The organism is Enterococcus casseliflavus, from assembly GCF_029215545.1.
GTDB classification, from domain to species: Bacteria; Bacillota; Bacilli; order Lactobacillales; family Enterococcaceae; genus Enterococcus_D; species Enterococcus_D casseliflavus.
Genome location: NZ_CP119393.1, coordinates 1,896,656 through 1,920,126, shown reverse-complemented (window position 1 = coordinate 1,920,126; position 23,471 = coordinate 1,896,656). Strand labels below are relative to the sequence as shown.

At 38.5% G+C, this 23,471-nt stretch carries 33 protein-coding genes; 26 read left to right on the top strand and 7 right to left on the bottom strand.

All coding sequences use genetic code 11. The features are described from left to right. Nucleotides 1-18: 18 nt before the first annotated feature. The gene (locus P0G38_RS09410) at nucleotides 19-1,233 is read right to left on the bottom strand and encodes a GNAT family N-acetyltransferase (RefSeq protein WP_005226022.1); all 1,215 of its coding nucleotides are present in this window, start codon (nucleotides 1,231-1,233) and stop codon (nucleotides 19-21) included. Between the two features lie 145 nt (nucleotides 1,234-1,378). Here P0G38_RS09410 and lepA point away from each other — a divergent pair, with 145 nt between their 5' ends. Beyond that, the gene (gene lepA, locus P0G38_RS09405) at nucleotides 1,379-3,214 is read left to right on the top strand and encodes a translation elongation factor 4 (RefSeq protein ID WP_005226023.1); all 1,836 of its coding nucleotides are present in this window, start codon (nucleotides 1,379-1,381) and stop codon (nucleotides 3,212-3,214) included. A gap of 109 nt (nucleotides 3,215-3,323) precedes the next feature. Here lepA and P0G38_RS09400 read toward each other — a convergent pair whose 3' ends face one another. The 5 genes from P0G38_RS09400 to P0G38_RS09380 all read right to left on the bottom strand — a co-directional run bounded on the left by P0G38_RS09400 (nucleotide 3,324) and on the right by P0G38_RS09380 (nucleotide 6,813). Further along, the gene (locus tag P0G38_RS09400; protein WP_275850372.1) at nucleotides 3,324-4,475 is read right to left on the bottom strand and encodes a site-specific integrase; all 1,152 of its coding nucleotides are present in this window, start codon (nucleotides 4,473-4,475) and stop codon (nucleotides 3,324-3,326) included. Between the two features lie 96 nt (nucleotides 4,476-4,571). Next, entirely contained in the window at nucleotides 4,572-4,913 is a 342-nt protein-coding gene (locus P0G38_RS09395) for a hypothetical protein (RefSeq protein WP_010748218.1), read from the bottom strand. A gap of 9 nt (nucleotides 4,914-4,922) precedes the next feature. Beyond that, nucleotides 4,923-5,990, bottom strand: coding sequence for a type I restriction endonuclease (locus P0G38_RS09390; RefSeq protein ID WP_010748219.1), 1,068 nt, complete (start codon nucleotides 5,988-5,990; stop codon nucleotides 4,923-4,925). Between the two features lie 11 nt (nucleotides 5,991-6,001). Continuing rightward, entirely contained in the window at nucleotides 6,002-6,475 is a 474-nt protein-coding gene (locus P0G38_RS09385) for an ImmA/IrrE family metallo-endopeptidase (RefSeq protein WP_010748220.1), read from the bottom strand. An 8-nt stretch (nucleotides 6,476-6,483) separates the two neighbouring features. Beyond that, entirely contained in the window at nucleotides 6,484-6,813 is a 330-nt protein-coding gene (locus tag P0G38_RS09380; RefSeq protein WP_176333336.1) for a helix-turn-helix transcriptional regulator, read from the bottom strand. Nucleotides 6,814-6,961: 148 nt separating this feature from the next. Between P0G38_RS09380 and P0G38_RS09375 the strand changes: the two genes are divergently transcribed. The 13 genes from P0G38_RS09375 to P0G38_RS09315 all read left to right on the top strand — a co-directional run bounded on the left by P0G38_RS09375 (nucleotide 6,962) and on the right by P0G38_RS09315 (nucleotide 14,343). Next, nucleotides 6,962-7,189: a helix-turn-helix transcriptional regulator gene (locus P0G38_RS09375; RefSeq protein ID WP_010748222.1), complete on the top strand. Its 228-nt coding sequence runs from the start codon at nucleotides 6,962-6,964 to the stop codon at nucleotides 7,187-7,189. Further along, nucleotides 7,186-7,440, top strand: coding sequence for a hypothetical protein (locus P0G38_RS09370; RefSeq protein WP_275850364.1), 255 nt, complete (start codon nucleotides 7,186-7,188; stop codon nucleotides 7,438-7,440). Before P0G38_RS09375 ends, P0G38_RS09370 begins: the two co-directional genes overlap by 4 nt. Before the next feature lie 63 nt (nucleotides 7,441-7,503). Continuing rightward, a complete protein-coding gene (locus P0G38_RS09365) occupies nucleotides 7,504-8,031 on the top strand; it encodes a helix-turn-helix domain-containing protein (protein ID WP_142967516.1) in 528 nt (175 codons plus the stop codon). A gap of 2 nt (nucleotides 8,032-8,033) precedes the next feature. Continuing rightward, the gene (locus P0G38_RS09360; RefSeq protein ID WP_060792029.1) at nucleotides 8,034-8,282 is read left to right on the top strand and encodes a hypothetical protein; all 249 of its coding nucleotides are present in this window, start codon (nucleotides 8,034-8,036) and stop codon (nucleotides 8,280-8,282) included. A gap of 2 nt (nucleotides 8,283-8,284) precedes the next feature. Further along, nucleotides 8,285-8,476 carry a hypothetical protein gene (locus P0G38_RS09355; protein WP_060792028.1) on the top strand — a complete coding sequence of 64 codons (192 nt, stop codon included), beginning with the start codon at nucleotides 8,285-8,287 and terminating at the stop codon, nucleotides 8,474-8,476. 151 nt (nucleotides 8,477-8,627) lie between these two features. Then, on the top strand, nucleotides 8,628-9,569 hold the full coding sequence (locus P0G38_RS09350) for a YqaJ viral recombinase family nuclease (protein ID WP_275850359.1): 942 nt from the start codon (nucleotides 8,628-8,630) through the stop codon (nucleotides 9,567-9,569). Nucleotide 9,570: 1 nt separating this feature from the next. Continuing rightward, the gene (locus P0G38_RS09345; protein WP_275850358.1) at nucleotides 9,571-10,470 is read left to right on the top strand and encodes a recombinase RecT; all 900 of its coding nucleotides are present in this window, start codon (nucleotides 9,571-9,573) and stop codon (nucleotides 10,468-10,470) included. Nucleotides 10,471-10,508: 38 nt separating this feature from the next. Then, nucleotides 10,509-11,414 (top strand): Lin1244/Lin1753 domain-containing protein, encoded by a 906-nt coding sequence (locus tag P0G38_RS09340; RefSeq protein WP_275850356.1) that lies wholly within the window; start codon nucleotides 10,509-10,511, stop codon nucleotides 11,412-11,414. A gap of 14 nt (nucleotides 11,415-11,428) precedes the next feature. Continuing rightward, entirely contained in the window at nucleotides 11,429-11,836 is a 408-nt protein-coding gene (locus P0G38_RS09335) for a RusA family crossover junction endodeoxyribonuclease (protein ID WP_275850355.1), read from the top strand. Nucleotides 11,837-11,848: 12 nt separating this feature from the next. Beyond that, complete coding sequence (locus P0G38_RS09330) at nucleotides 11,849-12,124, top strand: hypothetical protein (protein ID WP_275850353.1); 276 nt, start codon at nucleotides 11,849-11,851, stop codon at nucleotides 12,122-12,124. A gap of 17 nt (nucleotides 12,125-12,141) precedes the next feature. Then, nucleotides 12,142-13,134: a tyrosine-type recombinase/integrase gene (locus P0G38_RS09325; protein WP_275850351.1), complete on the top strand. Its 993-nt coding sequence runs from the start codon at nucleotides 12,142-12,144 to the stop codon at nucleotides 13,132-13,134. A 34-nt stretch (nucleotides 13,135-13,168) separates the two neighbouring features. Next, complete coding sequence (locus P0G38_RS09320) at nucleotides 13,169-13,687, top strand: hypothetical protein (protein WP_275850349.1); 519 nt, start codon at nucleotides 13,169-13,171, stop codon at nucleotides 13,685-13,687. An 83-nt stretch (nucleotides 13,688-13,770) separates the two neighbouring features. Next, nucleotides 13,771-14,343 (top strand): 3'-5' exoribonuclease domain-containing protein, encoded by a 573-nt coding sequence (locus P0G38_RS09315; RefSeq protein ID WP_275850347.1) that lies wholly within the window; start codon nucleotides 13,771-13,773, stop codon nucleotides 14,341-14,343. A gap of 56 nt (nucleotides 14,344-14,399) precedes the next feature. Here the strand turns inward: P0G38_RS09315 and P0G38_RS09310 are convergent, their stop codons facing one another. Beyond that, a complete protein-coding gene (locus P0G38_RS09310) occupies nucleotides 14,400-14,708 on the bottom strand; it encodes a hypothetical protein (protein ID WP_275850345.1) in 309 nt (102 codons plus the stop codon). Nucleotides 14,709-14,873: 165 nt separating this feature from the next. Between P0G38_RS09310 and P0G38_RS09305 the strand changes: the two genes are divergently transcribed. The 12 genes from P0G38_RS09305 (at nucleotide 14,874) to P0G38_RS09250 (ending at nucleotide 23,468) form a co-directional block, all read left to right on the top strand. After that, nucleotides 14,874-15,089, top strand: a complete 216-nt coding sequence (locus tag P0G38_RS09305; protein WP_275850343.1) for a hypothetical protein — start codon at nucleotides 14,874-14,876, stop codon at nucleotides 15,087-15,089. Between the two features lie 16 nt (nucleotides 15,090-15,105). Next, on the top strand, nucleotides 15,106-15,663 hold the full coding sequence (locus tag P0G38_RS09300) for a YopX family protein (RefSeq protein ID WP_275850341.1): 558 nt from the start codon (nucleotides 15,106-15,108) through the stop codon (nucleotides 15,661-15,663). Next, nucleotides 15,653-15,841 carry a hypothetical protein gene (locus P0G38_RS09295; protein ID WP_275850339.1) on the top strand — a complete coding sequence of 63 codons (189 nt, stop codon included), beginning with the start codon at nucleotides 15,653-15,655 and terminating at the stop codon, nucleotides 15,839-15,841. Before P0G38_RS09300 ends, P0G38_RS09295 begins: the two co-directional genes overlap by 11 nt. 2 nt (nucleotides 15,842-15,843) lie before the next feature. Next, nucleotides 15,844-16,167 carry a hypothetical protein gene (locus P0G38_RS09290; protein WP_275850337.1) on the top strand — a complete coding sequence of 108 codons (324 nt, stop codon included), beginning with the start codon at nucleotides 15,844-15,846 and terminating at the stop codon, nucleotides 16,165-16,167. Then, the gene (locus P0G38_RS09285) at nucleotides 16,164-16,391 is read left to right on the top strand and encodes a hypothetical protein (RefSeq protein WP_275850335.1); all 228 of its coding nucleotides are present in this window, start codon (nucleotides 16,164-16,166) and stop codon (nucleotides 16,389-16,391) included. The genes P0G38_RS09290 and P0G38_RS09285 overlap by 4 nt, the downstream gene beginning before the upstream one ends. Before the next feature lie 108 nt (nucleotides 16,392-16,499). Continuing rightward, nucleotides 16,500-16,916 (top strand): ArpU family phage packaging/lysis transcriptional regulator, encoded by a 417-nt coding sequence (locus P0G38_RS09280; protein ID WP_016608639.1) that lies wholly within the window; start codon nucleotides 16,500-16,502, stop codon nucleotides 16,914-16,916. 443 nt (nucleotides 16,917-17,359) lie between these two features. Next, complete coding sequence (locus P0G38_RS09275) at nucleotides 17,360-17,959, top strand: DUF4145 domain-containing protein (protein WP_275850331.1); 600 nt, start codon at nucleotides 17,360-17,362, stop codon at nucleotides 17,957-17,959. 65 nt (nucleotides 17,960-18,024) lie between these two features. Next, complete coding sequence (locus P0G38_RS09270; protein WP_275850329.1) at nucleotides 18,025-18,612, top strand: helix-turn-helix domain-containing protein; 588 nt, start codon at nucleotides 18,025-18,027, stop codon at nucleotides 18,610-18,612. After that, nucleotides 18,593-20,044 (top strand): phage terminase large subunit, encoded by a 1,452-nt coding sequence (gene terL, locus P0G38_RS09265; RefSeq protein ID WP_201689995.1) that lies wholly within the window; start codon nucleotides 18,593-18,595, stop codon nucleotides 20,042-20,044. Before P0G38_RS09270 ends, terL begins: the two co-directional genes overlap by 20 nt. 11 nt (nucleotides 20,045-20,055) lie before the next feature. Next, the gene (locus P0G38_RS09260) at nucleotides 20,056-21,588 is read left to right on the top strand and encodes a phage portal protein (RefSeq protein WP_275850324.1); all 1,533 of its coding nucleotides are present in this window, start codon (nucleotides 20,056-20,058) and stop codon (nucleotides 21,586-21,588) included. After that, nucleotides 21,581-22,399, top strand: a complete 819-nt coding sequence (locus P0G38_RS09255) for a phage minor head protein (protein WP_275850322.1) — start codon at nucleotides 21,581-21,583, stop codon at nucleotides 22,397-22,399. The genes P0G38_RS09260 and P0G38_RS09255 overlap by 8 nt, the downstream gene beginning before the upstream one ends. Nucleotides 22,400-22,418: 19 nt before the next feature. Continuing rightward, entirely contained in the window at nucleotides 22,419-23,468 is a 1,050-nt protein-coding gene (locus P0G38_RS09250) for an XkdF-like putative serine protease domain-containing protein (protein WP_275850320.1), read from the top strand. Nucleotides 23,469-23,471: the final 3 nt, after the last annotated feature.

Genomic DNA, 23,471 nt, shown 5'->3' with positions numbered 1-23,471 from the left:
ATTTTGTTGATTCGTTGTTTAGAAATAATCGCTGAAATAGGCTTCCATATCAGGGATGATCGATTCCAGTAATGCCAGTGTTTCTGAATCGGTATTTAGCCGTTCCACACGCTCTAAGTAAGCTGGGCGGCGGTAATTCATCAACAGACAAGACAATGTCTGAATATCCAGCTGGACCGCTTTTCCGATGGCTTCTCTTGAAACCACGATCTCCCCGTGATTGTATTGGACACCGAAGATCCCGTTGTTCCAATCGGCAACTGGGTCGGAAACAACAAAGTGAAAGGGTGTTTGGAAGGCTTCAAATGGGAAGTTTTTCAAAAACTGTTCAACATCGACGATCCGCGCCATGTAATAAGGCTCGATGGTTTCTTTGATTTGGCTGTCATCCAAGTAGAAGGACAGGGGTTCATTTGAATAAATGTCTCCTTTGACCCAATAAACCATTGAGAAATGAGCAGAGATAAAATTCCAAAGACCATTGCGGGCTTCTTGATTCAAGTAGAACATTTCCTTTACATGGAAGACTTCTTCGGCTACCCAATAAAAAAGTACACCAGTCGGATGACCACTGGCATTGTAATAAACAGCCGCGGTGCGCTCTTCTTCATTTTCATAGCGCCAATACTCTTCCCAGTGAAAAGAGGTCCGCTGCAAGGCACCATGATTGTCGCGGGAGAATTGGTTGTAGACAGTAAAGACATCAGGGTCATCCACTTCTTTGCGCTCTACGATCCCAGGGACTTCTTTGGTTTTCGGAAGCTGGGTATCACGAATTTTGAAGGTCAGCTTGTCGGACATGATCTCCCAGCCCTTGCGACGATAGTAGGGCACATTATAAGGGTAAAGGTAGGAGATCCATTGCTGATCTTCCCGCATCGTTTCTAAGGCAAGCTTGATCAAGTCTTTCATCAGGCCATGTCCGGCATATTCTGGGTAGGTCCCAACACCGGTCACTCCGCCCATTTTGATCAATTTGCCGTGTATATTGACTTCACAAGGATAAACGGCGATTTGCGAGATCAACTTGTCTTCATTGAACCAGCCAAAGACCTTGGAAAGCTCTAAGATCGGGCGCTTAGATTTGATCATTTCCCGTTTGCTCTCATAGCCGCTTTCTTCAATATCCGATTCAGTGATCTGAAAAACATAGCTTAACAGTTCATTGAACTGATCAACGTCTTTTTCTTCCACCGCTCGAATATGTAGATTTTGATGAAAATTATTGTCCATTCTTTCAACTCCAATTTATTTGCTAGCTCTAGTATAGCAAAACCTGAATGAATATGTCTAAATAACGGTTAAGAAAAATACTTTATCTATTGGCGTTTCGTTGGTATAATAGAAAAGCTGACTAAAAGAAATGAGGAACGTATCCATGAACATAGAAGAAATGAAAAAACGACAGGAGAAGATTCGTAATTTCTCCATTATCGCCCATATCGACCATGGGAAATCAACACTGGCGGACCGTATTTTGGAACAAACCCATACGGTGACGTCACGGGAAATGCAAAACCAATTATTAGACTCCATGGATCTTGAACGTGAACGAGGAATCACGATCAAATTAAATGCCGTGGAACTTAACTATACCGCCAAAGACGGCGAAACCTACATTTTCCATTTGATCGACACCCCAGGGCACGTCGATTTCACCTATGAAGTTTCCCGCAGTTTGGCTGCTTGTGAAGGCGCCGTGCTCGTCGTTGATGCAGCTCAAGGGATCGAAGCACAGACATTGGCAAACGTCTACTTGGCGTTAGACAATGATTTAGAGATCCTACCAGTCATTAATAAAATAGACTTGCCAGCTGCCGATCCTGAGCGAGTACGAACAGAGATCGAAGATGTGATCGGTATCGATGCCAGTGAAGCTGTTTTAGCAAGTGCCAAAGCAGGTATTGGGATCGAAGACATTTTGGAACAAATCGTTGAGTATGTCCCAGCTCCCGCAGGTGATATTGAAGCACCGCTAAAAGCGTTGATCTTTGACTCCGTGTACGATTCCTATCGTGGGGTGGTCTTAAACGTCCGTATCATGGACGGGATGGTCAAACCTGGAGATAAAATCAAAATGATGAGCAATGGCAAGACCTTTGATGTTACGGAAGTTGGTGTCTTTTCACCAAAAGCCATTCAACGAGATGCGTTGATGGTCGGCGATGTTGGGTATATCACTGCTGCCATCAAGACCGTTAAAGATACCCAAGTCGGGGATACGGTGACATTAGCCAACAATCCAGCAGAAGAAGCCTTAGCTGGTTATCGTCAAATGAATCCGATGGTTTATTGCGGATTGTACCCAATCGATACTTCACGCTACAACGACCTTCGAGAAGCATTGGAAAAATTACAATTGAATGATGCAGCATTGCAATTTGAACCAGAAACCTCTCAAGCATTAGGATTTGGGTTCCGTTGCGGCTTCTTAGGCCTATTACACATGGATGTCGTGCAAGAACGGCTAGAACGTGAATTTAACCTTGAGTTGATTACGACTGCACCATCCGTAATCTATCATGTCAACAAGACAGATGGCTCAATGGTCGTCGTTGATAACCCAGCAGAATTTCCTGAACCAGTCACGATCGAAAACGTACAAGAACCTTACGTCAAAGCACAAATCATGGTGCCTAATGATTACGTCGGTGCTGTAATGGAATTGTCCCAACGCAAACGGGGAGACTTTGTCACGATGGATTACTTGGATGATTATCGAGTGAACGTCGTTTATGAGATCCCATTATCGGAAATCGTCTTTGATTTCTTTGATAAATTGAAATCCAGCACCAAAGGCTACGCATCACTCGATTACGAAATGTCTGGTTACCGAACTAGCAAGCTAGTGAAGATGGACATCTTGCTGAATACTGAAAAAGTCGATGCGTTAAGCTTTATCGTTCACCGTGACTTTGCTTATGAACGCGGTAAAGCCATCGTTGAAAAACTGAAAAAACTGATCCCACGACAACAATTTGAAGTACCGATCCAAGCAGCCATCGGACAAAAAATCGTTGCGCGTTCCGACATCAAAGCCTTGCGTAAAAACGTATTGGCGAAATGTTACGGCGGTGACGTTTCTCGAAAACGCAAACTCCTAGAGAAACAAAAAGAAGGGAAGAAGCGGATGAAACAAATCGGCTCCGTCGAAGTACCGCAAGAAGCCTTCATGGCTGTTCTGAAAATGGATGAGGATGAACCGAAGAAATAGCAAGGGTTTGTTTGAAAATATTTGATAATAAAATCTAATTTTCATTTTTTATTCGCCCATTTGTCGCCCTAATTTATTTTAGGGCGACATTTTTTATGAAAACTAAATTCTAATTTGATGATCTTCTTAGTCTTTGGGCGAATATATCAACAGCTTCTGTTCTCATTTTTTTCGTTACATGGACGTACTTATCCATGGTAGTTGAAATTCTGGAATGGCCAAGTCTTTCTTGTACTATTTTAGGCTTTACACCATCCTCCAAAAGCATAGTGGCATGTGTGTGTCTAAGGGAATGAAAGTTGAAATCGAATCCTAATTCTTTTTTTACTTTTCCACTATGCCATTTGATTGAATTCGGTGTGACAGGTTCACCGTTTTCCTTAGTGCAAACAAATTGACTATCAAAATAGTATTTTCCATGACGAAGTTTATTCTCAGACTGGCGCTTGCGGACTCTCTTTAATTCTTGGAGCAAAATATCATCTATTGCTATTGTTCGAAAACTAGATTGCGTTTTTGGTGTTCCTAACTGTATGCCATGTTTATCTTGAAGCATGATGCGATCCACAGTCAATGTTTGATCCTCAAATGAAATATCGGACCATTGGAGACCGCAAACCTCACCGCGGCGTAATCCAGTATGAAACCCGATCATTAATGGTAGATGAAAGGGGCTAGAAGGTGGATTGCTATCTAAAATAGCCTGATACTGCTCCATAGTGATTATTTTCATATCGTCACGTGTTTGCTTAGGCTTGTTTTCAAAAGATGGCATCTCAACGTAGATCATTGGATTGTTATTGATTGCTTGCCAAGGATAGACTGCTCTTTTGAATGCACCTTTTAAAACAGTAAAGATAATTTCAACTGAATGTTTAGATAGTGGGGTACTAAACCCATCAGGTAATTTATTTACCAACTCTTGCAATCTTGCTGGCCCAATAGAGCTGAGATAGTATTTGCCAATTTCTGGTTTTATGTATTTGTTAACCGCATTTTGATAATTTTTCTGAGTGTTGTATTTTAACTTCTTTTCAACATAGTTTTCCATCCAGTATTCAAAGTAATCAGAAACACTCATTTCCTTAATATCAACTTTTCCTCCATCTTTATAAAGACTTAAGGCCTCTCTTAGTTTTTCTTGTGCCTCTGTTTTTGTATTCCAACCGCCTTTTTGTATACGTTGGCGTTTGCCCCCAACTTTTGCCATTTCGATTACGTAATGCCATTTACCGCCAATTTTCCGCACATGTCCATTCATGACAATCCCTCCTTAAAACCTGTTTTGTATATAAATACGCCAGAAACATACAAACGTATGTTCTTTTGTATTGAAAAAGAAAAGCCCGAAGGCTAATCAAAAAGCGGGTATGAATGTTTTCAAGAACATTCCTGCGTCCTTTGAAACTTGAAACCCGATAACGATTTTTTGACCATTATCTTTATCAGTTAGGTAAAGCAATCCGCTTGAATGTTTTGAATTAGGAATGATGTCTAGATCAACCTTATTTAAAGTATAAATCTTGCCTTTTTCTTCAATGAATTGAACTTCTCCAGGATTCATTTGTATAAGCCTTTTCGAGCTTTGAGTCAGTTTAACCTTACCTCTACTATCAGATTGAATGCTTAGCATTACAGATTGCGTAGCTTTTTGCATTGCAGTAGGAGCGTTTTTATTTTTTTTACTAAAGAGTCTCATATTATCCTCCTACAAGAATTTTTTCGTTACATTGATAATATCATCTGAATAGTTGTAAATATCTATAGGTGAGTCAATTTCAAATACTGTTTTTTCTTCATTGTTGAGTTCAATTTTACTAGTTGCACTTCCAATTCTCACACGTAATATCCATTTTCTAATGTTGTCATCTAGCAAAATGTTAAAGTAACTTTTGTTATCTCTATAAAACAGACGGTCTAGAGAAATCAAATCTTTTAGAACGATTTTAACTATAGTATATGATTCCAATTCTTCTGGTGTGGTAACAATTTCTCCACCATCTTTAATTATGATTTCTTCATCATTGTCTTCGATAATAACTTCATCTGGTGTTGTAGAAGTCTTTAACGCAGCATTAAGTTTGTCGTTAACTTTCTCTTGGATATATTGATTTAAACCTTTCTTGATAATAGGTTGAAATCTATCTACGGTTTGTTTTGTTTTCATTCCATCGTATATTTCACCTAATAAATATTTAACGAAGTCATCACTAGGGTTTTCCCATTCTTTATCAAGATAAGTCTTTAGATTGCTTAAGTATTTAAGTTCTGATGCACTACTTATAATTTTATCTATGTCGAAGTTATCTTTATGGAATTTAACTAATTCAGGTATTTGAGAATCTTTAATTTTCGTTATATCAATGGAAAGAAAAGGGGTTAGATCCATTTTATTTGGTTCGTCTAGATCAGTAAAAAATTTATATTCTTTTCCGTTTGTTAGAATTCCAAATTTTGATTCGGTTGTACCAAAATAGCGGAACAGCTGAGAATCATGTTTTGTTAATACTTCATTAATAGATTTTGCTTCGACAAGTATCATAGGTTTTCCATCTAATACTACTGCGTAATCAACTTTTTCACCTTTTTTTATACCTACATCAGCTGTAAACTCAGGTACAAACTCTGTAGGATTAAATATGTCATATCCTAAACTAGCAAAGAAAGGCATAATTAGAGATGTTTTTGTGGCTTCTTCAGTAGCAATATTATCTTTTAGCGTCGTAACTCTTTTACCCAAATTTTTCAAATCATCTTTAAACTTTTCTAATTCCAACGAAACCCCTCCTAAAAATTATTAAATGATTTTAAAACTGCTACGGTCCCATCCGGTTGGAATAGGAGAGTGTAGTTGTTTTCTGTTTTAATCCCTGTGAACCTACGAGCGTAATACTTAACAGCGTCTTTAAAAGTTTCTTCGCTGACTTCAAGATGAACCGCACAATCTAAAACGGTTCTGCAACCGTCTTCAAAACAGTTTATTATATCGTATGGTGTAACTACCAAAGTAGCGCCAATATCTCTGGCCCGGCGTTCTTGTTTACGTTTCTCATTCGTATCCTGTAATACAATATTCCCGTAAGAGGTGAGGTAATGACCTAGTTCCTCTGCCAAGGTGCTATTCATTTCATATCGTTCTTGGTTGGGATTGAGATAGATCACATCATTAATTAGTAACCCTTTCTGAGAATCAGGCATAGATGGTTCTATATTATAAGTAAGGTCAGGAAACATTGACATTAATTCTTCGGACAATTGCAATCGATCACCTACTTTTTATGGTCCCGATTTTTAACAAATTCAATGAAGTTTAAAATTTCATCCATTTGTTGATCGGTAACATTGTCATCTATATGAGCTGCTATGGTGTCCACTTTGGATGAAATCTTAATGGCAGCTTTCTTATCTTCTATTCCAAGTAAGTAATCCACTGTAGTATCGAAGAGGGTCGCTATCTTTGTTAAAGCTTCAGAACTGGGTTCGGCCCTGCCAACTTCCCAACTACCTACTGTTTGCTGTGACACATTGAGCTTTTTTGCTAATTCAACTTGTGTCATTTTTTTAGATGCTCGTAACTCTTTAAGCCTATCTTTTAACATGGGATCCCTCCTTCATCAAAAATTATATACTACATATTGTGGTAGAGAAAGAAAAATTGAGGTTTTACAAAAAAATGTAGTAAAAGAGTTGACTTACTACTTTTTGTGGTATATTATTACTACATAAGGTAGTAACGGAGGTGATTACATGAAAAACAAGCTAGCTGAAATCAGAGCAAATAAGTCAATGTCACAAGATAAATTAGCCGAGTTACTTCAAGTTTCTCAAAAAACAGTCAGTTCTTGGGAAATCGGACGTACTTCACCAAAACCCTCTCAAATGCAGCACATTGAAGATATTTTCAATGAACCTAAAGAGGAAATTTTTTTTACAGCATTCAACTACAAAAATGAGTTAAAAGAGGTAGAAGTATGAAAGACAAACCACAAATGATTAAAGCAAACATCGATTCTGGGTTTCTTAAACGATATATCGAAATGATCGTTCCAGCGATTAAGCGTAAATTTAATATTTCTATTGGTATTGAAGGCGAACTGTTCATAAACCCTGGCGGTGTCGAAGAAATCATCATTCGTTTTTTAGCTACCGATGAAGTAGCACAGGACATTTATTCCTATATTGACGAAAAATGGCAGTTCGCCTCAACACCAGAACTTGTTGCTTAAGTACATTTTATGGCAGTTCAACTGCTACGAAAATAAATAACTAAATACAAAGGAGATGAAGATATGAGCGTAAATGCCATTGAACAGAACATTGCGGCTATCTATCGAAAGGAGGTAGACAAGCAAGCTCTTAATCAAAGGATGATGGCTCAGGATATAAATATTTCACCACAATTACTGAGTCATGTTTTGAATGGACGTAGATCCATGGGGATTGAGAAGGTTGTAGATATTGCTGAATACTTACAAGATCCAAATGTTGACTTTGAGGTTGCAGCAACGCTATTCCACACACCAAAACCATTAAACAGAAAAAGAAGAGATAATCACCCTTTATCCAAAATGGTTGGGCAAGACAAGGAAGAAATGGAACGAATTGAAGTTGAGAAAAAATATGAAGTTTGGGATTTGCTTACTATCGAACCGGATGAACTTTCAGATATTGAGATCGATCATCTGAAACTATATTGGTTTGAGCTTAGTGATGAAGTTAGATTGGAATTATCTGTTTTATCATCAATGTGCAATAGATTTGGTTGGGATATGCGAGATATGACTAGGCAGTCAGAAACAAGAGAAAGGAATGATTAGAAATGTTGGTTTACACATTGCCAGAACTAGCCGCTGAGTTTAAGACTAGCAAAGATAATATATACGCTTTAGTAAATCTCGGTGCAATTCAAAGTATTCAATTTAGTACAAATAAAGTGGTCAGCATATATGAAGCTGAAAGGTTCTTAAGGGAAAGTGCTGGAAAGCAGTTTGATCAAGTTATTAAGGAAGCCAAGAGACGAAAAAACTTGGAAAAAATTAGCAATGTAGTAAATCTTAAGGAGGCTTAAACATGAAAAGATCAATCAAAAATACATTCATCGTAACAACTTTATTACTATTTGTAGTAGCATTCTCAGCTATTCACATTGCTGCAGGTTTGACATTAGTTTTCTTATGGGGCTTCGCTAATGTTGTTTACGATTTAGCTGCTAAAGATTACCAAGACAAAGAAAAAAGACTTGCTAGCCGACCAAAGCAATAGCAAGTCCATCAAATATTTGGATAAATATCTTTGTCTCCATTTTAAAACAGAAAAGGAGAAATGACAATGAATTCTTTTGAACAAGCGTTAGACGAGTATTTGACAACTCCCGGATGGGGTCAACCAATTTCAATTGAGGAGATGACAGATGATGAGTAAATCAACTCTTGAAATGACTCATGACGAGTGGTTATTAGATCGGCGAAAGGGTATAGGTGGCTCAGATGTCGCTACAATCCTAGGGTTAAACAAATGGAAGTCGCCTTATCAATTATGGCTAGAAAAGACTGGTCAAATCGATTTAGAACACACTGAGAGCGAACCAGCGTATTGGGGAAATGTGTTAGAGGAAGTTGTCGCTAAAGAGTTTCAAGAACGAACAGGAAAAAAAGTTCGTCGACGTAATCAGGTTTTCGAGCATCCGTTACATCCATTTCTACGAGCGAACATCGATCGGGATGTTGTTGGGGAAAATGCTATTTTGGAATGTAAAACAGCAAATGCTTTCCTAGGTAAAGAATGGGAGGGCGAAGAAGTTCCACTGAGTTATTTGTGTCAGGTTCAGCATTACATGAACGTTTTAAATAAAAAATATTGTTACATTGCCGTTTTGGTTGGTGGACAAAAGTTCATTTGGAAACGAGTTGATCGTGATCAAGAACTGATTGACATGATCACCGAACGATTAGTTAGTTTCTGGGAGGAAAATGTTTTAGCTGGCAAAGAACCAGAAATAGATGGTAGCGAAGCAACGTCAGACTTTTTAAAAGATCGGTATTCGGAACTTGATGAAACAGAAACCACATTGCCATCATCATTTGATAATTTAGTTGACCAAAAAAGGGAACTTAAGAAAGCAAAAAAGGAGATCGAAACAGCCATTCGCCAGGTGGATAACGAAATCATAAGCGAACTCGGCAAAAGAAATGCGAGTATCGGTATCGCACAAAAGAACATCGTTTCTTGGAAGATAGTATCCACTAGAAGAATGAACAGCAAGAAACTTGCTGAAAAATATCCAGAAGTAGCTAAAGACGAAGAAATCTATAACGTTACTGAATCACGAAGACTTACAGAAAAGGAGATAAAATAATATGGCCACAAATGATGTATTAAAGAACCAATTAGCTGAAAAGAGTACCCAGGTTGTTGATCCATCTAAATTAGGATTCAAGGCTTTAATGAACACACCAGCAATGAAAAAGAAATTTACAGATATTCTTCACGAGAAGTCGGATTCCTTTATGGGATCCCTTATGACTCTAGTTGGTGGTGATAATTACTTATCTCAAGCCGAGCCAATGACGATCATTGCATCAGCTTTAAAAGCAGCGACAATGGATCTGCCGATTGATAAGAACCTTGGTTATGCTTATGTGGTCCCCTTTAATCGATCAGAAAAGGTTGGGAACAAATGGGTCAAGCATAACGAAGCTCAATTCATTCTAGGATACAAGGGTTATATTCAACTTGCTCAACGAAGTGGTCAATACAAAGCTCTTAACGCTTTGGCAATCTACGATGGGCAATTGATCGATTGGAATCCATTGACCGAAGAATTTACGTTTGACTACAAAGCTAAAGTATCAGATGAAGTGATTGGTTATGTCGGATTCTTCGAACTATTGAACGGCTTTAAGAAAACAGTTTACTGGACCAAACAAGAAATCGAAAGTCACCGCATCAAGAATGCTAAGGGATATGACAAAGGAAAATTAAGTGGCGCTTGGGTCGATAATTACGACTCAATGGCCATTAAAACAGTTCTTAGGAATATGTTATCCAAATGGGGCCTTTTATCTGTAGAAATGCAATCAGCAATTACTTCGGATGAGAAAGTCTTTCGAGTAGACGAAAACAACGATTTGATTGAAGAAACTGATTTATCAGATATGGAGCCATTGAATCAAGATCTTAAAGAAGCTGAACGAGTTGAAGAATCTGAAAACATTGAAACATTGTTCGATACATCAAATCCACCGATAGAAAAATAATGAGGGAGTTAAACTCCCTCTGATTAGGAGGAATAAGCGTGGCAAGACCAACAAAGAAAGGTCTTGATTATTTTCCTCTGGATGTCGATTTTTTATCAGATTTAAAAGTTCGAAGAATTATTAAAGCATGCGGTAAAGAAGCCGTTCATATACTGGTCGCCCTGCTGGCTAATATTTATCGTGATGAGGGGTATTACGTTTTGTGGGATGACGACCTTGCGTTCTTAGTGGCTGACGAAGTTGGTACGAAGGAGGGCACAGTTGAAGAACTGGTTAGAAAAGCCGTGCAAGTAAAATTCTTTGATAAAGATATTTTTGATAAATACTCCGTATTAACTTCTAAAGGAATTCAAAACAGATACATTCTAGCCACTAAGGAACGCAAAAAAGTTGAGCTTGAATTTAAGTATTTGCTGACAAATGAAGTTAATCGGTCGAATATCTCGATTAATGGGCGGAATAATTCAGTTAATCAGGGGAATAATCAACAAAGTAAAGTAAAGGAAAGTAAAGTAAAGGAAATAAAAGAAGATGCTACAGCGGGCGAGAGTGCGTCCCTTAAAACTTTCCAAAAATTATGGCTTTTTCCAAATGTTGTACAGGTTGAAGATCTGCTTAATCTGGTGAATATCTATGGCGATGAACTTGTAGAGGCTGCTATTAAACTTGCTGGTAGTAAAGACGTCCCTAAGAATAGAGCTATTAGCTTTTTAACGGCATCTTTGCAGGAATGGGCAGATGCTAACGTTAAAACAATCGATCAAGCAAGAGATTATCAGCGAAATAGAGGCGCTAAGAAACAAGGCTATAATCAAAAACCACTACGTGAGGAAAAACTACCTGATTGGGCTGTAAACGAACAGGGGGAAGAACAGTTATCACCTGAGCGCCAAGCAGAGCTTGATGCGAAACTAGCAGCATATCTAAACAAAACGAAGCATTGAAAGGAGCAGATGGCTTGAAAATCGTCATACCAATCACACCAAAACCGCAATCAAGGCCGAGGTTCACCAAGCATCGTAAGACCCCCTATGAGGAATCAGTGATGAAAGCATACAAAAATGCAGTCAAATACCATGCTATGTCAACAAGGCCGCGGATGATTGAGAAAGGCCCTGTGATGATCGATATTTGTTTCTACGTATATCCACCAGCCTATATCTTGAAAGTGAAGAAAAACAGGACTTTGCTAGAAGAAGAGACTATGTATTGCGATAAGAAACCAGATATCGATAATTATTTCAAAGCAGTGACGGATGCGGTCAACGGTATTTTGTATAAAGACGATGGCCAAATCGCTGTCAATATCTGCCGGAAAGTATATAGCTTAAATCCAAGAACAGAACTCGAAATTAATCCACTTTAGGAGGGACCATCAATGAGAAGCAGAAGCATTAAAGCGCCATTCGAAGATTTTGGAGAATATGAATCAGCAAATGTTCAAGAAAAAGGATCTGTAAAAGTTGGTGAAAGCTACATCTGCACTCCGGGAAGACCTTTTTCAGGTCAGATAAGAGCGCAAGTAAGTCGAATCTACAAGAATTCAGCACGAGTAAGAATCCTCAGCTGTATTGAAGAAAAAGATGATGAAATACAACAAAATCTTAACGATGTGACTGTAGTAAGTCTTAAGAAAATCCACGAGGTCTGCTAGAAGCGAGGTGGACTTACTTGCAAGAAAAATTGATCAATAGGACATTACTCGAACTTCAGGACCATCTAAGCGGGGATCAACTGAGACGGCTAAAAGATGTTTTAACAATTGAGTGTTCAAAATATCTAATTACTGAACAGAAAAATGAGGTTGCGATATACGATGAAACATCTGATATTGCAGCATACAAGCAATTCTTTGTTTCCAAGAAGATACAGGGGCTTTCGAGCGGTACTTTGAATCTTTATATGCAGACAATCAATCTCTTCATGAGGACGCTTAGAAAACCGTATAAGGATATCACCACAAACGACATTAGATTTTTTATTGCGAACCGGGAAATTCAGGATCGAATATCTAAAGGTACGCTTGCTCGTGAACGCGGCTGCATAGTTAGGTTCTTTCACTGGCTTTATATCGAAGAGTTTATCGATCGAGATCCTAGCGCAAGAGTGGAGAATATCAAAGTGCCAAAACGAAGGAAACAGGAATTCAGCGAGTTAGAAGTTGAAAAGTTGCGGTCAGCAACAGCAAATTCTAAAGAATCACTTGTTATTGAACTGCTGCTGAGTACAGGATGTCGTGTCTCAGAATTAGTATCACTCAATTTTCGGGATTACGATCAGGAAAATGACTCAATCACAGTGATCGGTAAAGGCAATAAGCAGCGAACGCTATATCTAAATGCAAAAGCAAAGATGGCTTTGAATCACTATCTGAAAGACGTGCCACATATCACTGGACCATTATTCTTCGGACAAACAGTAGGCAAGGAAATGACGTCAGCAGGAGTTCAGAAGCTAGTTAAGCGTTTGGGTGATCGAGCAAGTGTGGCAAATGTCCATCCGCATAGATTCAGACGTACTGCAGCCACCATGGCAAGAAGACACGGGATGCCGATCGAGCTGGTGATGAACTTCTTAGGCCATGAAAGCATAGATACAACCTTTAAATATTCGATGATTGGCGACGAGGAACTCAAGTTGTCACATCAAAAATTTGATAGTTAAGAATCGACAGAGATAGCGGAATCGGAGGGAAAAGATGAACAGAAATGATGTCACTAGAAGTCTGAGTGATCTAGTGAGGAAGAAATTGACTAACAAATGTACCTTCTGGGCAGAAGAAGTTGAAATAGATTTCGGTAAAGCAAGAATAGATTTCGTTGGTTTCAAGCCGTTTAACATCATGCAAAATGGAATGAGCCCAGCAGCGATCGATAAAGGAACCTTTAGTTTTTTTGAAGTTAAGTCTTACATGTCTGATTTTAATTCCGGTCACGGAAAAACATTTTTAGGTGATGAAAACTATCTAGTATGCGAAAGAGAGCTAGCCGAAGATTTATTCCGAAAAGAACTGTTGCCCAATGGTGTAAAAGTGTTGGTTCCGAATAAGCCTAGAACAGGATTGATTGTGGCTTTTGACACTTCTAGTAGTTTCGGAACATGGTCGAGGAGAACGAAATCATCGAGTGAATTATTGTGGAATATGATCAACGCTAGGGTTAGCAACAAAGTAGAATTGGTTGCTAGTGAACAACTGGATACAGCCAATGAAATATGAAACCATCCTTGCTTTATTACTAGCAGCGATCATAGCTACAAGTTTGCTATCCACCAAAATAGAAAACTGAAGGAGCAAGAAAGATGAAAGTATTTTTAGATACAGAATTCACAGGGTTACGTCAGAATACAACATTAGTGAGTATCGGTTTAGTTGCCGAAAACGGGGATACATTCTATGCAGAATTGACGGATTACGATAAGTCGCAGGTAGATCATTGGCTACAAAAAAACGTGATCAATAATCTTTACTTAGCAGATATTATTCAAGGTATTGGAAGTAATTGGAATCCGACAACAAAAGAAAACATTGTACGAGGAGATCGACAATTCGTGGCACAAGGACTGAGAGAATGGTTTAAAGAGTTAGATGGTTGGGCAAACCCAAATCCTCCTGTTGAAATATGGTCAGACTGTTTAGCTTATGATTGGGTATTGTTTAACGAGTTGTTTGGTGGTGCCTTTGGTATTCCAGAAAATGTTTATTATATCCCATTTGATATTTGCACATTGTTTAAAATGAAGAACATTGATCCAGATGTCTCACGAGAAGAGTTTATCGGTGAAGAAGTAGCTGGTGTAAAACATAATGCGCTTTATGATGCAAAACTCATTAAAGCGTGTTACGAAAAGTTAGTCAGCTATCCGACGAAATAAAAAACTGATTGATAATGGCATCAATCAGTAAGGGATATAAACGATCGAGGATAATATTACTTATCACCGTTTTCTTTAAAGTAGTCATCAATATACTCTTTAATTTTTTCAAAATCTTTAGTCAGAAAAAATTTAGAAGGAACTTTTATGATAGGAAGGTTATTTTCATTATCAAAAGGAGCGAATGGCTCAGGAAGAACCAAGTAGTCAACATTATCTTTGTCCCGGAGATAATTTACTGAAACATCGTAAAATTGAGAGAAATAATCTTTAAGGCTTGTATCTTTTTTAGAAAGAAGTCCTGGAGATAATGGCGTATACGACAACACATTATTGAGCACTAAGACAAAACAAATTTTTTTCATAGATAAACCACCTTTCAATTAGATTATATACCAGTTAATTGAATTAGTGTAAATGAATTGAAAATATTGGTATTTGATTATTTGATAATTAAAAATCTTTAAATTATAAAAAAGCAAATAAATCCGCAATCGTCAGCGATAAAGGAATGGAGGGATAAGGTAACTATGGAAAAATGTAAAGCATGTTCCGACTATTTCAAATGGGATGATGAAGTAATAGAAGTGGATGATGAGTATTATCACAAAGACTGTGTGACTCTCTATCCAACAGGATATGTTGCTTTTTTAGATTATGACTGCCTCGGAGAAACTGAAAATGCCGATGGAACTACGGCGTATAGTATTTTTGAAGAAGGTCAATATATAGATGATATTGATTAGGAACAGGAGGGATAAGATGGTACCAAAATTTAGAGGTAAAAGAAAAGACAATGGAGAGTGGGTTGTAGGAGTTCCGATTCCAAATAGCTTTTGCAACGTGGTCCACATGATTCCTATTCTTTTGACAGACAAAGTAGCCTATCCGCCAGAAAGACTACATGAATATTTAATTGAAATAGTGCCTGAAACGCTTGGGCAATCCACTGGTTTGAAAGGTTATATGTCAGATTCACACGAAGACGATGAAGAAAAGGACGTTTATAGAGGTGACATCATTGATATCTTTTGGGAAGAGTGGCCCATGGGCTATTACCAAGAAAATCATATGATCGGTGTGGTTGATAAAGACGAAACAGGAACAGCATGGATAATCAAAGATGCCAAGTATGATTTCGACACTCCCAAACCTATACCTAGTGAAATTGATGGTATTTCTGTTTCCATGAGTTTACCTGATGCGGAAGATTTAGAAGAAATATTCTTGCACAATTTTAACTTAACATCAAGCGATATAACTATTTTAGGCAACATCTGCGAGAACCCAGAACTGTTGGAGCAAGCTAATGAAAACTAGCCACTCAATCATCATAATACTGTTAACGATCGCTGGATTGAGTTGGCTATCCTATACAATAATTGACCAGCAGAAGCAGATTGAGCAGTTAGAACAGCAGTTACAAGAAGTGCATAGGAAGTACAAGATTATTATCAATGATCCGCTAGTGCGAGATACGATGGAAGCAGGAGGATGAAAATGAAAAATCAAAAACCAATGTGGCAAGTAATGAGGGAAGCCGCCTTAGAACGTGAAGAAAACAAAATTCTAAAAATGGAAGAGGAAAAACGAACTGTACAGCGTAATGCAAAACAAATTGTAGCGAATGCAAAGAATGGGCATAAATACTATTTCCATGCTGATAATGGTTCAAAACTACTTATCCGTGGAGTTGAAGAAAGCCCAGTAAAATCAAATGAAGTGATGGGCAGGTTTATAGTTGAAAATCAAATATTCATTCTCACGCTGCCAGTAGATAAAATCGAAAGATGGGAACTGATCTGTAAGGATGATTGCTTATGACGGTTGCATTGTCAATTTTTCTGGCAGTTGTATGTACAATTTTTGCAAGTGTGATTTTCGGTAAAGAATTAGATGAAAAGGAGAAGCAAGCCATTGCCAAAGAAAAAGTTAGATTGAACAAAACGTCTGAAGTAAAGGAGCGAAACTATGAAGGAGGCTATTTTATGGAACAAGATGGCTTTGATAGTGGAAATTATACTGATGGAACAAATAAAAGAAATTGAAAAAGAAACAAAATAAAAAGCATTAAGCAATCGCCCAATGCCCCCAAAATAATGATTTTGTCCCCGCCAAGGTAACTTCATTATACCAAATAAAGGGGCGATTGAGCAATGATGCTATTACTAAGAGAAGTTGATTTCTCTCAAACGAGAAAGAATGCACGATATGTCTTGAAGAACTACCGTCGGTTGGAGCGGATTGCAGGTCGTTCAAAGATCGATGTCCGCTCACCGATTATTACTGATATGCCTAGAACACCTAGTAATGGAAACAAGTCCGAGGATGCTTTTATTCAAAGATTGGATGCAGAAACAGAAAGAGATGCAATAATCGTTGCGCTTATGGCTTTGAAGCTAACAAGCAGACAGATACTTCATTATAGCTTCTGTTTACAAGATCAGTATTCTAATTTAAGGATCGCAGATGAGATGGGCTATTCAGTTCGGCAAATTGAGCGAATGAAATCAGATGCATTGGTTGAATTTGCTGAAAGTTATCGTCGTGGCAAGCTTGTTGCTTATCGCTGAAAAATGGCGGTTTTTTGGCGGTATAATGGCGGTTTAGTGTCAATAATCCATAGTAAGATAGTATTATCAATTATTGTAAATAACAGGGCGCACTCCTTTAAGATACGTTGGCAGACCTCCTTTCTGAAAATTATTCCCAGCGCCCTGTATTTAATTAAGACGGCGACAAAAAATCTATTATGAATGGAGTTGAACACACTCCTTATCTTCATTCGCTAGCCGTCTTTATATTATGTCACTGTGGCAGAGTGGTATTACCTATCTCAGAATGAGGTACGACTTGTGAGGTTCAAATCCTCACCAGTGACGTTGGGAGTTGTCAATTAGATTACTCACATGATCTTTGATACTTCCTACTAAACAGTCCTTCGGGGGCTGTTTTTTAAATTTAAATAGTAGTTCCTTTTCATTCTTGGTATTATTAAAAGAAAAGGAGTGATTTTATGGAACACCCAATTATTGATCCCAGAAGTTGGGAAACACATGGGATGGGTATAAGAGATGCGGGACTTTCTCAAACTATTGATTATCAATGTGGATATTGTGAAACCTTGGTAGGATCACAAAGAGGTATGGTAGCAACGGGCCATGGCGTATTTGCTGTGATTTGTCCTTCGTGTGGTTGTATTTCCATGGTTGGGATGAACGGATATCAGAGTCCTGGTGAAGCATACGGAAATCACGTAGAAAACCTTCCGGATGATGTCAAATATTTATATGATGAAACTAGAGATTGTTATAAAACTGAGGCATATACTGGAGCTATTTTGATTGCGCGTAAATGCTTAGCCAATGTTGCTGTAGACCTCGGTGCAGAAGATGGTAAGAGTTTCGTTAGCTACGTTGATTATTTGTCCGAAAATGGGTACATTGCACCAAAAAGCCGAAATTGGGTAGATGAAATTAGAAAAGAAGGCAATTCGGCGACACACAACAGGGCATCAAAGAATAAAGATGATGCAACTAAAATACTTAGGTTTCTTGAAATGCTTCTTTTGATTAATTATGAATTTAACGATTTGAAAACCCCAAAAAAAGATTAGACCTCAACTGAGGTCTTTTTTTATACATAGAATTACAAAACAAACACAGATTGTGAGGTGAGATCATGGCAAAAGGAAAATACTTGGAATGGCTGACTAAAGAAGGCCTTCTGAAAATTGAAGGATGGGCCAGAGATGGTCTTACCGATGAACAAATTGCGGAAAATATTGGTATCCAACGTCCGACGCTTTACGATTGGAAAAAGAAGTATTCTGACATTTCTGACGCCCTAAAAAAGGGAAAAGAGGTTATTGATAGGCAAGTTGAAAATGCACTGCTTAAAAGGGCCCTAGGTTATGCGTATACAGAAGATGAATACGCTGTTTATGAGATGGATGAAGATGAATATTTTAATGCGCTTCAAAACTATCTCGTATTTTTCAAACAATCTAATCCAGAAGCTACTGACGAAGACATCGATATAGCGCGTGAGAACTTTCCACGTACAAAAAGAGTTTTAGTTAAGCAAAAAACAAAGGAAGTTATTCCTGATACTACTGCACAAATTTTCTGGTTGAAAAATAGAAAACCTGATGAATGGCGTGACAAGCAAGTTGTGCAGCATGATGGAGAATTTAAAGTTTCCAATCCTTATGCAGGGCTAACCACCGAGGAATTGAGGCGATTAGCTCATGGCAAAGACACAACTTGATTCTGAGACAGTAAGAAAAGAAGCGCAAAAGGAACTCGCAAGGAGAGATTACGGCGAGTTTTTTTATTATTCTCACGGATCTACATTCAGGCCATTGCCACATCAAAATTACGTAGCTCCTTATTTACAACGAATTGCCGAGGGAGAACGACTATTTATTATTGTTGAATTACCACCACAACATGGTAAATCAACTTTTATTACAGAAACATTTCCAGCTTATTATTTGATGAAAAATCCTGATAAGTTAGCAATGGTTGTTTCTTATTCGGAAGAGTTGTTTAAAAAGTTTGGTAGAAAGAATCGAGAAAAATTCCGTTTGTACAGTGATGAATTGTTTAATCTTAATATCAGTTCGGAGACTGCCAGTGTTTCAGAATGGGGGATACAAGATCATTTAGGTCAACTATATAGCACATCAATTCTTGGTGGTGCTACAGGTCGTGGTGCTAATTTAATCATAATAGATGACCCAATCAAAAACAGAGCAGAAGCGGAATCGAAAACTATAAGAGATAAAATTTACGCTGAATGGCAAGATACTTTCTATTCTCGTTTATCTGCTGATGGATCAGTTATTGTAATAATGACTAGGTGGCATGAAGACGACCTTGCGGGTAGATTACTTAAAGAAATGAAGCTTCCTTGGATTGAAATAAAAATTCCTGCTATTGCTGAAGAAAATGATCTTTTAGGAAGAAAGCCAGGACAGGCATTGGCACCTGAAATTGGTAAAGATGAAGAGTGGGCTGAGCAAACAAAAGCTGTAACCGGTTCTCGTGGTTGGGCTGCACTATATCAACAAAGACCAACACCTGCGGGAGGGGACATTTTTAAAAGGTCATGGGCTAAATTTTATGTACCTACAATAGACATGAAAGTTAAGCTTGGATTGGGTGATGATGTTGCAATATTGCCTAGTTCATTCGACATTCAATTGCAATCATGGGACTGTACTTTTAAAGATAAAGACACATCAGATTACGTTTCTGGACAAGTTTGGGGGCGGTCAGGTGTGGATAACTATTTGCTAGATCGTCATCACGAGAGAATGGGGATTGTTGACACAATGAAAGCCATTCAGGTTATGACATCTAAATGGCCAAATGCTATTGCGAAACTGATTGAAGACAAGGCAAATGGATCGGCGGTTATTGAGATGCTGCAAAAGAAAATAAAAGGCATCGTTGCAATTAATCCGCAAGGTGGTAAAGAAGTAAGAGCTCAAGCTGTAGCGCCTTTGTGGGAAGCAGGGAATGTGTATCTTCCACATCCTCTTTGGAAGTCGTATACAGATGAAATACTTGATGAACTTACGGCGTTCCCTAACGCAGACCATGATGATGATGTCGACAGCATGTCCCAAGCGTTAGTACGGATGGACCATAAACCAATACGAACAAGAAGAACAGAAAGAAAAACAGCATTTTAGGAGGTGGTTTCTTGACATCGAAAATTATTAGTGGCGGATCGTCAGGATCTGTTCCTAAAGAATATATCAAAAAGAACGTGAGCATTGAGAAGAAAAGAACTCTAAAGTTTAAGTCTGCAGGTGGTTTTGATCAAAGAAGAGATTTGACCCAATTATCTCCACCATATGATATTGCTACTTTACGATCAATCACCGATATATCTGACATTCTGAATCAATCAATTGAAGCTTATGTAACGAACGTGGCTGGATTTGGTTTTGGTATACGTTACAAGGTTGACGACACCGAAGAAACGGCAGAAATGAAGGCAGAGTGGAATCAATTGGATATCCTTCTGAAAGAATTATCCTTTGAACGTCCGCCAAAAGAAGTGATTGAAGAAGTCATTCGACATGTTGAAGAATGCGGGAATGGCTATATTGAGGTTATTCGTAATCTTAAAGGTGATGTTGTAGGAATTGATTCTGTAAAGCCTGAGTACATGACTGTTACCAAACTAAATAGAGTTATAAATGCGGACGGATCAGAGATTAAGGTCCGCTATTTTGTTTTTCGTGATTCTATGGACGATTCTGTTAAAGAATCTGGAACGTGGTATAAAACCTATGGTGACCCTACTCCGTTGAATTCAAATGGAAGCGTGGGTTCTGAGGGGCAAGGAACAGCTACTGAAATCATTCACCTTAAAAATGGTGATTTTCAAGATCCTTATGGCAAGCCTCGCTGGGTAGGTCCATTGATTAAAATACTCGGAAATCGCAAAGCTGACGAATTGAACTATCGATATTTTACTCAGGGAAGACATATTCCTCTTGCTATCACACTAGAGAATGCGCAGCTGACTGAACAATCCGAATCCACGTTACAAGCATATGCTAATGCAATTGGTGGGGAAGAAAATCAGCATAAGTTTTTATTGCTAGAAGCTGAAAAAGTAAGTCCTGCAGAAGAAGGGTTAGGATATGGGGAAGATAAATACAAGCCAGCCATTAACATTGAGAAGCTAGCTGACATCTTACAAAAAGATGCTCTATTTCTTGAGTATGATGAGAACGTCATTGAATCAGTCCTCGGAGCATTCCGTTTGCCCCCAATTTATGTAGCAAGATCAAGCGACTATACAAGAGCTACTGCTGAGACTGCTAAAGAACTGACGGAAGAACAAGTGTTTCAACCTATGCGAGAATCTTACGACTGGCGTATTAATTCGCTTTTTAGGGAATATGAATTCAAGTATGTTGAAGTATTTCTGAAATCATCCAATCTTGTAAACATGGAGGATGTGAAAGCAATCCTCACACCAGCTATCCAAGCAAATGCTGTCGCTCCTAATGATTTGAGGGACATCCTTTCAAAAGCCCTTAACAAGCCTCTAGAAGCTTTTGATGGAGAAGAGTACAATTATCCGCTTAATAGACAATCATCGTTATCAGCGTTTAATCTTGGTGAATTGGACGTGGCTAAGGCATATGGTGAAGGAGAAGTAAGTGAAGTTGCAGCAGGTATTCGTCGTATGATCCGGAGTGTGAAGGTTAATGAATGATGAAGAGTTAATCAAAGCCGCTTTACAGCTAAAAAAAGAAGAAGATGATGAACTGGCTAAGCTTTTAGAAAAAGCAGGCTTTTTATTTGTCCCAATATTGCTTACGTTCATCTTAAATTCAGAGGATAAGATGGATGATACCTTGCAGATTGATTACGAGGAAGTATGGGAAAAGGTAAAGAAATTCGTAGAGAATCGAAAAAAGAAACCGACCAAATTATCTATAAAAATTATGCTCCGTGGACGATCATTCAAATCAAACATGGAAGAAAGTGTTATTCCAGAACTGAGAAAAGCTTTTTTTGGCTTGTTTGATGAGTTTAATGCCAAGTATGACGGATCTGAAGACTTTGATTATCAGACCAAACACTACAGAGACATCGAAAAATGGCTTAGGAAACTGCCAAAGTTAATGGATGTCACTACAGAGAACGCTCTTGTAGGAGTGATTCAAGAATCCTTCGATGAAGGCAAAGGATTCCGATGGTTAGAAAGTAAGCTGTCTTCACTCCCTGAATTTTCTCGCAATCGTGCCAGGACAACTGCAATCACTGAGGGATTGAGGATGTACTCTGGCAGCCAGTATGAAGCGTTCATGCAAAATGATGCTGTTATTGGTATGACTTGGCGCCACACTCATGGCATCAAAGAACCGAGAAAGGGCCACGAGGCGATGGACGGTCAAACAATTGCTAAAGGCGAGTACTTCATCGTTAATGGTGAAAGTTGCCGCTATCCTCGTGATCCGATGCTATCTGCTAAAGAGTCGATTCATTGTCACTGTTTCGTGGTGCCAGAAATAAAAAAATAATTTGAAAGGTGGTGAGAAAATGCGAAAACTAGAAAACGTTCTTGTAACACATGTTTCATATGTGGATAAGGCAGCCAATAAGAAATCATTCTTTCTTACTAAGTCTGCCGAAGACCTAAAACCAAATTTTGAAACCGAAGTTAAGTTGGTTACTAAATCAGATGATCCACAAAAACTTGTATATGGTGTTGTTTATGAGCCTGATGTTGAAGATGTTCATGGAGATTTCATGGATGCTGACACAATCGAGAAGGCTGCACATGGATTCATGGCGGATTATCAACAGATTGACAAACAGCACGATTTCACTACGAATGCTGGAAAAGTAGTAGAGAGTTACGTTGCCCCTGTTGATATGACTATCGGCGAAACCACAATCACAAAAGGAACGTGGGTACTTGTCACTAAAGCTACTGATGAAATGTGGGAGTCAATACAGAAAGGTGATTTTACAGGATATTCATTGGCCGGTACAGCTCAGGTCGAAGAAGTTCAGAAGCAGACTGCCGATAACTTTGAAAGAGGTAAAACCTATCGGGATGTTAATGCGGCGATCGATGCTTTCAGATCGGCCACTTGGTCAATCTTGGACAACTACACAGACAGCGATGCGGATAAAGTCGCCAGCATTCAGTCGGAAATCGGCGAGTTATCCACACTTATCGGCACAATAAATACAACTAAATCAATTACCAAACAAGGACTAATCGAAACGGTTAAGTCCTTTTTTAGTACAAACAAATCCGAGGAGGATGAGGAAATGACAGAAGAACAGTTAAAAAAAGCACTCGGCGAAGCGCTGAAACCAGTAAGCGATCGTTTGTCAGCTTTGGAAAAAGGCGATAAATCAGATGAAAAACCAGAAACAGCGAATTCAGAAGCCAGCGTTGAATTAGATGCTGATGCTATTGCTAAGGCTGTTTCAGAAGCTGTAGCACCTTTGAATGCGAAGATCGAGAATCTAGAAAAATCTCGAATCAGCAACAATGCAGAACAAAATTATACAGAAACAGTTGAGAAATCGGTTGTACCATCTTATGTGGACGCTGCTTTCCCAATTTCTGAATAAAGG

What these genes read in the sequence shown, in the direction of transcription:
- P0G38_RS09410 (WP_005226022.1), bottom strand. Translation starts at nt 1,233, where the DNA reads ATGGACAATAATTTTCATCAAAATCTACATATTCGAGCGGTGGAAGAA.
- lepA (WP_005226023.1), top strand. Translation starts at nt 1,379, where the DNA reads ATGAACATAGAAGAAATGAAAAAACGACAGGAGAAGATTCGTAATTTC.
- P0G38_RS09400 (WP_275850372.1), bottom strand. Translation starts at nt 4,475, where the DNA reads ATGAATGGACATGTGCGGAAAATTGGCGGTAAATGGCATTACGTAATC.
- P0G38_RS09395 (WP_010748218.1), bottom strand. Translation starts at nt 4,913, where the DNA reads ATGAGACTCTTTAGTAAAAAAAATAAAAACGCTCCTACTGCAATGCAA.
- P0G38_RS09380 (WP_176333336.1), bottom strand. Translation starts at nt 6,813, where the DNA reads ATGTTAAAAGATAGGCTTAAAGAGTTACGAGCATCTAAAAAAATGACA.
- P0G38_RS09375 (WP_010748222.1), top strand. Translation starts at nt 6,962, where the DNA reads ATGAAAAACAAGCTAGCTGAAATCAGAGCAAATAAGTCAATGTCACAA.
- P0G38_RS09370 (WP_275850364.1), top strand. Translation starts at nt 7,186, where the DNA reads ATGAAAGACAAACCACAAATGATTAAAGCAAACATCGATTCTGGGTTT.
- P0G38_RS09365 (WP_142967516.1), top strand. Translation starts at nt 7,504, where the DNA reads ATGAGCGTAAATGCCATTGAACAGAACATTGCGGCTATCTATCGAAAG.
- P0G38_RS09360 (WP_060792029.1), top strand. Translation starts at nt 8,034, where the DNA reads ATGTTGGTTTACACATTGCCAGAACTAGCCGCTGAGTTTAAGACTAGC.
- P0G38_RS09355 (WP_060792028.1), top strand. Translation starts at nt 8,285, where the DNA reads ATGAAAAGATCAATCAAAAATACATTCATCGTAACAACTTTATTACTA.
- P0G38_RS09350 (WP_275850359.1), top strand. Translation starts at nt 8,628, where the DNA reads ATGAGTAAATCAACTCTTGAAATGACTCATGACGAGTGGTTATTAGAT.
- P0G38_RS09345 (WP_275850358.1), top strand. Translation starts at nt 9,571, where the DNA reads ATGGCCACAAATGATGTATTAAAGAACCAATTAGCTGAAAAGAGTACC.
- P0G38_RS09330 (WP_275850353.1), top strand. Translation starts at nt 11,849, where the DNA reads ATGAGAAGCAGAAGCATTAAAGCGCCATTCGAAGATTTTGGAGAATAT.
- P0G38_RS09320 (WP_275850349.1), top strand. Translation starts at nt 13,169, where the DNA reads ATGAACAGAAATGATGTCACTAGAAGTCTGAGTGATCTAGTGAGGAAG.
- P0G38_RS09315 (WP_275850347.1), top strand. Translation starts at nt 13,771, where the DNA reads ATGAAAGTATTTTTAGATACAGAATTCACAGGGTTACGTCAGAATACA.
- P0G38_RS09310 (WP_275850345.1), bottom strand. Translation starts at nt 14,708, where the DNA reads ATGAAAAAAATTTGTTTTGTCTTAGTGCTCAATAATGTGTTGTCGTAT.
- P0G38_RS09305 (WP_275850343.1), top strand. Translation starts at nt 14,874, where the DNA reads ATGGAAAAATGTAAAGCATGTTCCGACTATTTCAAATGGGATGATGAA.
- P0G38_RS09300 (WP_275850341.1), top strand. Translation starts at nt 15,106, where the DNA reads ATGGTACCAAAATTTAGAGGTAAAAGAAAAGACAATGGAGAGTGGGTT.
- P0G38_RS09295 (WP_275850339.1), top strand. Translation starts at nt 15,653, where the DNA reads ATGAAAACTAGCCACTCAATCATCATAATACTGTTAACGATCGCTGGA.
- P0G38_RS09290 (WP_275850337.1), top strand. Translation starts at nt 15,844, where the DNA reads ATGAAAAATCAAAAACCAATGTGGCAAGTAATGAGGGAAGCCGCCTTA.
- P0G38_RS09285 (WP_275850335.1), top strand. Translation starts at nt 16,164, where the DNA reads ATGACGGTTGCATTGTCAATTTTTCTGGCAGTTGTATGTACAATTTTT.
- P0G38_RS09280 (WP_016608639.1), top strand. Translation starts at nt 16,500, where the DNA reads ATGATGCTATTACTAAGAGAAGTTGATTTCTCTCAAACGAGAAAGAAT.
- P0G38_RS09275 (WP_275850331.1), top strand. Translation starts at nt 17,360, where the DNA reads ATGGAACACCCAATTATTGATCCCAGAAGTTGGGAAACACATGGGATG.
- P0G38_RS09270 (WP_275850329.1), top strand. Translation starts at nt 18,025, where the DNA reads ATGGCAAAAGGAAAATACTTGGAATGGCTGACTAAAGAAGGCCTTCTG.
- terL (WP_201689995.1), top strand. Translation starts at nt 18,593, where the DNA reads ATGGCAAAGACACAACTTGATTCTGAGACAGTAAGAAAAGAAGCGCAA.
- P0G38_RS09255 (WP_275850322.1), top strand. Translation starts at nt 21,581, where the DNA reads ATGAATGATGAAGAGTTAATCAAAGCCGCTTTACAGCTAAAAAAAGAA.
- P0G38_RS09250 (WP_275850320.1), top strand. Translation starts at nt 22,419, where the DNA reads ATGCGAAAACTAGAAAACGTTCTTGTAACACATGTTTCATATGTGGAT.